Annotated in this window: 6 protein-coding genes; 4 read left to right on the top strand and 2 right to left on the bottom strand. The window is 68.5% G+C overall.

Features of this window, described 5'->3' with window-relative positions; translation table 11 throughout:
* Positions 1–26 precede the first annotated feature (26 nt).
* Entirely contained in the window at positions 27–788 is a 762-nt protein-coding gene (locus VE759_RS11065) for a hypothetical protein (protein WP_324931745.1), read from the bottom strand.
* A 118-nt stretch (positions 789–906) separates the two neighbouring features.
* Here VE759_RS11065 and VE759_RS11060 point away from each other — a divergent pair, with 118 nt between their 5' ends.
* The gene (locus VE759_RS11060; protein WP_324931742.1) at positions 907–1,626 is read left to right on the top strand and encodes a response regulator transcription factor; all 720 of its coding nucleotides are present in this window, start codon (positions 907–909) and stop codon (positions 1,624–1,626) included.
* A 24-nt stretch (positions 1,627–1,650) separates the two neighbouring features.
* Positions 1,651–3,129 carry a HAMP domain-containing sensor histidine kinase gene (locus tag VE759_RS11055; protein ID WP_324931739.1) on the top strand — a complete coding sequence of 493 codons (1,479 nt, stop codon included), beginning with the start codon at positions 1,651–1,653 and terminating at the stop codon, positions 3,127–3,129.
* Here VE759_RS11055 and VE759_RS11050 read toward each other — a convergent pair.
* Positions 3,117–3,521, bottom strand: coding sequence for an HIT family protein (locus VE759_RS11050; RefSeq protein ID WP_324931736.1), 405 nt, complete (start codon positions 3,519–3,521; stop codon positions 3,117–3,119). The two genes, VE759_RS11055 and VE759_RS11050, sit on opposite strands and share 13 nt — an antisense overlap.
* Positions 3,522–3,637: 116 nt before the next feature.
* Here VE759_RS11050 and VE759_RS11045 point away from each other — a divergent pair, with 116 nt between their 5' ends.
* Both VE759_RS11045 and VE759_RS11040 read left to right on the top strand, forming a co-directional pair.
* Positions 3,638–4,879, top strand: a complete 1,242-nt coding sequence (locus VE759_RS11045; RefSeq protein ID WP_324931733.1) for a bifunctional glycosyltransferase family 2/GtrA family protein — start codon at positions 3,638–3,640, stop codon at positions 4,877–4,879.
* Positions 4,879–6,483, top strand: a 1,605-nt coding sequence (locus tag VE759_RS11040; RefSeq protein WP_324931730.1) for a glycosyltransferase family 39 protein, incomplete at its 3' end; no start/stop codon positions are given. The genes VE759_RS11045 and VE759_RS11040, both read left to right, overlap by 1 nt.

Genomic DNA, 6,483 nt, shown 5'->3' with positions numbered 1-6,483 from the left:
GGGCTCGGCTGTCAAGCGTATCGGGGTCAGCGGTCCTCGTCCTCGCCGGCCAGCGTGTCGGACTCGGAGGCGATGATCCGCTCCGACGGCACGACGCGCGGCGGCCCATAGCGCGGACGTCGTCGCCGCGGCATCAGCGGAATCCGGTCGGCGATGTTGCTCAGCGGGTCGACCACCGTGCTCAACGAGTCGACCGCGTCGCGCAGCAAGTCAATCGTCGGCGCCAGCGCCTCGAGGCTGGGAGCCAACCGGCTGAGCGTGTCGGCGACGGTTGTGAGCTGGTCGAGCGGACCGTTCTTGGCGGTCAGTGTGTCAAGCAGCCCGCCCTCGGCGAGCAGCCGCTCGGCCACGCCGTCCTCGGCCAACAGCCGTTCGATGACACCGTCATCGGCGAGCAACCGGTCGACAAGTCCACCGGGTGCCAGCGCCCGGTCCAACGCGCCGCCGTCGGCAGTCAGCCGATCCAGTGGACCGCCCGCCTCGGTCAGCCGGTCCACCAAACCGCCGCGGCGCATCAACCGGTCGATCACGCCGTCCTGCGCGAGCGCCCTGCCCAGTGGCGCGTCGTCATCGAGCAACCTCGCGAGCCGGTTCGCCCGCTCGATCGTCGAATCGAGGCCCAGCAGGTGTGCGAACGATGACGGCGACGTTTCTTCCTGTACGTCTCCCAGCGTTCGCCGCGCCAGCCGCAAGGCTTCATCGGCAACTTGAAGCCCGGTGTCGGCCACCGCCAAGCCCGCCCGGGCCGGCGCTGTGACCAGCGCAATGACGCTCTTGCCGACGTCCATGGCGACAGTCTATGCACGGCCAACGCACGGCTTGCGGTGTTACGCCCGATATGGAACTCACAGAATACCCACAGGTAAGCTGCAGCTTTAATCAACCCGGAGGGTGGACATTGGCCCCATGGCGGCGCCCCAATTACCTGGTTCACGACCAGAAGCCAAAGTGCTAGTAGTCGACGACGAGACGAACATTGTCGAGCTCCTCTCGGTCAGTTTGAAGTTCCAGGGATTCGAGGTATATACCGCCTCAAGCGGGCCCGCAGCCCTGGACCGAGCCCGCGAGGTCCGGCCCGACGCCGTGATCCTCGACGTCATGATGCCCGGCATGGACGGCTTCGGTGTGCTGCGACGGCTGCGCGCTGACGGTATCGACGCACCCGCGCTGTTCCTGACCGCCCGAGACACGTTGCAGGACAAAATTGCGGGCCTCACCCTCGGGGGCGACGACTACGTCACCAAGCCGTTCAGCCTCGAGGAGGTGGTCGCCAGGCTGCGGGTCATCCTGCGTCGCACCGGCAAGGGCGCCGAACAGCCCCGCAACGCCCGGCTGACATTCGCCGACATCGAGCTCGACGAGGAAACCCACGAGGTCTGGAAGGCCGGCGAACCGGTGTCGCTGTCGCCCACCGAGTTCACCCTGTTGCGTTATTTCATGATCAACGCCGGAACCGTGCTGAGTAAGCCGAAGATCCTCGACCACGTCTGGCGCTACGACTTCGGCGGCGACGTCAATGTCGTCGAGTCCTATGTCTCCTACCTGCGGCGCAAGATCGACACCGGCGAGAAGCGACTCCTGCACACGCTGCGCGGCGTCGGATATGTCCTGCGCGAGCCCCGCTAACCTGCGGAGGCCACAATAAGGGGCATGCCGAGACTGCACGGGCGCGGCGTACCCCTTCGCGTCGGGCTGGTGGCGGCCACCCTCGTGCTGGTGGCGTGTGGCCTGCTCGCGTCGGGCATCGCCGTCACGTCGATACTGCGGCACAGCCTCATTGGCCGGGTGGACCAGACGCTGATGGACGCATCCCGCGGCTGGGCCCAGGCTCCGCGGCGGATGCCGCCGCCACCGATCGAGGGACCGAATCCGTTCCGGCCGCCATCGAACTTCTATGTGCGCGGCATCGGGCCCGACGGCCATGTATGGATGGCAGTCAATGACCGCGACGCCGAGCCCGCGCTGCCTCCCGACAACGACGTCGGTCCCATCCCGATCACGGTCGGCTCGGTCGACGGGTCCAAGGTGGACTGGCGCGCGGTGTCGGTGCGCGGCGCCCGCGGTGAACTGATCACGGTCGCGATCGACCTGTCCGACGTCCAGTCAACGGTGCAGGCGCTGATCTGGTCGCAGGTCGGCATCGGCACCGCGGTGCTGCTGGTGCTGGGCGTCGCCGGGTACGCGGTGGTGCATCGCAGCCTTCGGCCCCTGGTCGAAGTCGAGCAGACCGCGGCGGCGATCGCGGCCGGCCAGCTCGATCGCCGTGTGCCACAACGTGATCCGCGCACCGAGGTGGGCCGTTTATCGTTGGCGCTCAACGGCATGCTCGCGCAGATTCAGCGCGCGGTGGCGTCATCGGAGGCGTCCGCCGAGAAGGCGCGCACCTCCGAGGACCGGATGCGCCGCTTCATCACCGACGCCAGCCATGAGCTACGCACCCCGCTCACGACCATCCGCGGGTTTGCGGAGCTCTACCGGCAAGGCGCCGCCCGCGACGTCGAGTTGATCATGTCGCGCATCGAAAGCGAATCGCGGCGCATGGGCCTGCTCGTCGAGGATCTGTTGCTGCTGGCGCGCCTCGACGCCCAGCGCCCGTTGGAGCACAAGCGCGTCGACCTGCTGACACTGGCCACCGACGCGGTGCACGACGCGCAGTCGATCGCGCCCCGCCGGCCGATCGCGATGGAGGTCCTCGAAGGACCCGGCACGCCCGAGGTGCTCGGCGACGAGGCGCGGTTGCGCCAGGTGCTGAGCAACCTGGTGGCCAACGCGTTGCAGCACACACCCGAATCGGCGCGCATCACCGTGCGAGTCGGCACGGACGACGACGACGCGCTGCTCGAGGTCGCCGACGAGGGGCCCGGCATGAGTGTGCACGACGCGCATCGTGTGTTCGAGCGGTTCTACCGAACCGACTCGTCGCGCGCCCGCTCCAGCGGCGGCACCGGGCTTGGGCTGTCGATTGTGGACTCGCTGGTGCATGCTCACGGTGGCCGGGTGAGCGTCACGACGGCCCCGGGCACGGGCAGCTGTTTCCGGGTCATGTTGCCGCGCATCGCCGACGTGCCCGCGGCGGACGCGGGTCCGGTCGACGTGTCCGAAGCCGATGTGCCGGCTCAGGTCAGCTGAGCCAGTGCGTCTTTGATCTTGGCCTGTGCCTCGTCGAGCGACTCCGGCGACGGGTTGCGGTCGACGTTTGCGAAGCCGAAATCGGTCAGGTTGTAGGCCGGAAAGACGTGCACATGCAGGTGCGGCACCTCTAGGCCGGCGATGATGAGGCCGGCGCGCTCGGCGTCGAACGCGCGCGTGACAGCCCTGCCGATCAGTTGAGCCACCGACATCACCCGCCCGAACTCCGCGCCGTCGACGTCCTGCCACTGATCGATCTCGGCACGCGGCACCACCAACGTGTGGCCCTGTGTCATCGGCTGGATCGTCAGGAACGCGACGATCTCGTCGTCCTCGTAGACGAACCGCCCCGGCAACTCGCCGTTGATGATCTTGGTGAAGACAGTGGCCATGGGCACGAGCATGGTGGGGGCCGTCCGCGAGCGTCAAGCGCATCGGTGCGGCGCCTCACAGCAACCTCTCAGTCCGGGTGCAGTACAGTGGCAGCTTGGGCAGCGACGGTATTGCCATGACCGAACTGGCGGCACCCGACGACGAGGCCACCGACCGACTCGCAGCTACGGGCACGCGGGCGCGAGATTGTGTGCTCGACATCGTGATCCCGGTTTATAACGAAGAGCACGACCTGCCGCGCTGCGTGTACCGATTGCAGCGGTTCCTTTCCACCGAGGTGCCGTACCGGTCGCGGATCACCATCGCCGACAACGCCAGCACCGACCAGACACTTGCGGTGGCCCACCAGCTCGCCGACGAGCTGCCCGATGTCTCGGTGATCCATCTGGACGCAAAGGGCCGCGGCGGGGCGCTGCGAGCAGCGTGGGGTGCCTCGGACGCCGTCGTGGTGGCGTATATGGACGTTGACTTGTCCACCGACCTGTCCGCGCTGATGCCTCTCGTTGCGCCGTTGGTGTCGGGCCACTCCGACATCGCGATCGGGTCGCGGCTGGCCGCATCGGCGCGCGTGGTGCGTGGCCCGAAGCGTGAATTCGTTTCTCGCAGCTACAATTTGCTGCTCAAGAGCGTGCTCGGCGCAAAGTTTTCCGATGCGCAATGCGGTTTCAAGGCGGTCCGCGCCGACGTGGCGCGTCAACTGCTTCCGCTGATCGCCGACACCGGGTGGTTCTTCGACACCGAATTGCTGGTGATCGCCGAGCGGGCCGGCCTGCGTATCCATGAGGTGCCGGTGGACTGGATCGACGACCCGGATTCCCGCGTGGACATCGTCCGGACCGCGATAGCAGACCTGAAGGGCTGCTGGCGCGTCGGCCGGGCACTTGGCACCGGGACTTTGCCGCTGCGTGAAATCCAGGACAGCCTGGGCCGCGAGCCGTTGGTGCCGGGCGTGCCGCACGGCATGGTCGGGCAGATGGTCCGGTTCGGGATCGTTGGGGTAGCAAGCACGTTGGCGTACGCACTGCTGTACCTGGTGCTGCATCCGGCGCTCGGTGCCCAGGCCGCCAATCTGACCGCGCTGCTTCTCACGGCGATCGGCAACACCGCCGCGAACCGGGCTTTCACATTTGGCATCCGCGGCCGGAGGAACGTGGCCCGCCACCAAATGCACGGCCTGTTGGTCTTTGCGTTCGGTCTGGCCCTCACCAGCGGCTCGCTGTTCCTGCTGCACCGCCTCGTCCCAGACGTCGACAAGGTGATCGAGCTGTCGGTTCTGGTTGTCGCGAACCTCGTCGCCACCCTGATTCGGTTCGTCGCGCTGCGTCGCGTGTTCGGGTTACCTGCCCGCGTGAGCTGATGGCCCGGGTCGCCGCGACCCAGCCGGCAGCGGAGGCCGCCGCGGCTTCACCGCAACCGACCCGCTGGGTCGCGCGGGCGGCGTTGGCGGCGTTGCTGATTGGGACCGCGGTGCTCTACCTGTGGAACCTCAGCGTGTCGGGCTGGGCGAACGCTTACTACTCGGCGGCGGCGCAAGCGGGTTCGCAGTCGTGGAAGGCGTTCTTGTTCGGTTCGTCGGACGCGGCCAACTCGATCACCGTCGACAAGCCGCCCATGTCGTTGTGGCCAATGGCGTTGTCCGTCCGGCTGTTCGGCCTCAGCTCGTGGAGCGTGCTGGTGCCGCAGGCGCTGATCGGCGTGGCGTCGGTGGCGCTGTTGTGGGACGCCGTGCGCCGCCGATTCGGCGAAGCCGCGGGCCTGATCGCGGGGCTGCTGCTGGCGCTGACGCCGGTCGCGGTCGCAATATTCCGGTACAACATGCCGGATGCGCTGCTGGTGTTGTTGATGATCGGCGCGGTGTGGGCGGTGCTGCGCGCGGTCGACGACGGGCAAACCCGGTGGCTGCTGCTGTGCGGTGCGCTGGTTGGCCTCGGGTACCTGACCAAGCAGCTTCAAATCGCGTTGGTGACGCCGGCCCTGGCCGTCACCTACCTCGTCGAGGGGCCACCGGCGTTGGGAAAGCGGCTGTGGCAGTTGGCCGCCGGACTCGGCGCAGCGGTGCTCGCGGCCGGCTGGTGGGTCGCGACGGTCGAGCTGTGGCCGGTCGGCGACCGGCCATGGATCGGCGGCTCGCAGCACAACTCGATCCTGGAGCTGACGTTGGGCTACAACGGGCTAGGCCGCCTGACCGGCGACGAGCCAGGCAGTGTCGGGGTGGGCGGCCTCGTTCCCGGGGGGCGGATCCGCGAGATCACGCCGGTGTGGGGAGTGCCTGGGGCCAACCGACTGTTCCAGGCCGCGCAGGTCGGCCAGATCGCGTGGCTGCTCGGCGCGGCGGTGCTCTTCTTCGTGGTGCTGCTGGTGTGGAAGGGACGAGCCCCGCGTCGCGACGCGCAGCGCGCATCGGTGTTGGTGTGGGGGCTGTGGCTGCTGGTCACCGGCGTGGTGTTCAGCTTCATGCACGGCATCTTTCACCCGTACTACACGGTGGCGCTCGCGCCGCCCATCGCGGCACTCACCGCGATCGGATCGGTGGTGGCGTGGCAGCACCGCGCACAGGTCTGGGCGCAGGCGGTGATGGCCGCCGCGTCGGCGGCCACCGTGGCGACCACATTCCTTGTGCTGCGGCACACGCCGCACTACTACCCGTGGCTGCGTTGGGTGGTCATCGCCGCTGTCGCGTTAATCGTGGTATGGCTGTTGGGTCTCGGCTCGGCGTGGGCCGACGGCCGGGCGATGCGGGTGGCGGCCGTGGTCGCGGCGGCAGGGCTCGCGCTTACCGGGCCCGTCGTCTACGCGCTGACCACTGTGCACCACGGCAACTCCGGCGCATTACCGTCGGCTGGGCCGCCGATGCCGCCCGGCGGCGGGCGCCCGCTCGGTCACCGCGCCGATGCCTCGGAGCAGCCCGCGGCTACCGGGCCGCACGACGGACCCGGCGGTGCGCGGGTCGGCGGCGCGCCG

Origin of the sequence: Mycobacterium sp. (genome assembly GCF_035640695.1) — a bacterium.
In the GTDB taxonomy this organism is placed as follows: Bacteria; Actinomycetota; Actinomycetes; order Mycobacteriales; family Mycobacteriaceae; genus Mycobacterium.
Note: the sequence above shows the minus strand (reverse complement) of the source record. Positions and strands in the feature narration are given on the sequence as shown.